This window comes from Frankia sp. CcWB2 (genome assembly GCF_977927585.1).
The window spans coordinates 3,045-3,806 of record NZ_CDWRCM010000293.1 but is presented as its reverse complement, the minus strand read 5'-3'; the positions used below and the strand labels follow the sequence as shown (position 1 = coordinate 3,806).

At 68.9% G+C, this 762-nt stretch carries 1 protein-coding gene; it reads left to right on the top strand.

The window, feature by feature from the left end:
* Positions 1-124: 124 nt before the first annotated feature.
* Complete coding sequence (locus ACY45C_RS20665; protein WP_462189215.1) at positions 125-448, top strand: hypothetical protein; 324 nt, start codon at positions 125-127, stop codon at positions 446-448.
* The last annotated feature ends 314 nt before the right edge of the window (positions 449-762 follow it).

Below are 762 nucleotides of genomic sequence, written 5' to 3'. Positions count from 1 at the left end.
CAGGCCTGTGACCTGCGATGATGCTCTCGATCACGTATTTGTTACTTCATTACGTCCCCTATAGGCATCATGCAGGCTTAGGGCAGACTTCCGGCCGCAGTGCCCAAGTGGGATGGAGCGTGACGTGACAGACGAATCACCACACAGCAAGAAGCTGCAGGAACTGATGTTCCGGGCCTGGGAGACCTTCGGGGACGCCCGACACCTGGACAGCGACGACCGAGTGTTCGTCCAGGCGCTGGCGAGGCAGACAGCGGATCGGATCTCGGTGCTCTACGGCGCGAGCTGGCGCGACGCCCTGGACTGGGTCGCCCATCGCTATGTGCCGAACGGCGACCAGCCCGGCGGTGCGCTCGCGGCGGCGGCCAGCCCGACGGCGACGACGTCCAACGGCAGCGCCAGCGGGCGTCGGGGCTCGGCAGCCGCGGAGGCGAACGCCGCCTCGTGAAGTGAGGGCACCGAACGGCGCACGGCGCCGTTGGGCGGCGCCACGGACGAACCACCAGAGCCACCAGAGCCGGTCGGAACATCGACCGAGGCCAGCCGGCCGGCGGGTCGGGACAGAACGTCCGGGGACAGACGACCGGGCACCGATCAGCAGTCGTCCGGTCCGCTATGGCCATCCGGTCCGCTATGGCCATCCGGAGCGGACGAGCGGACGGGAGCCCGGCCCGGCGCGGCCGCGGCCGGACTGTCGCTGTCCCAGGCCGATCATCGGCCTGACAGTGATCATCTACCGGAGGTCAACCAGCGTCCCGGACG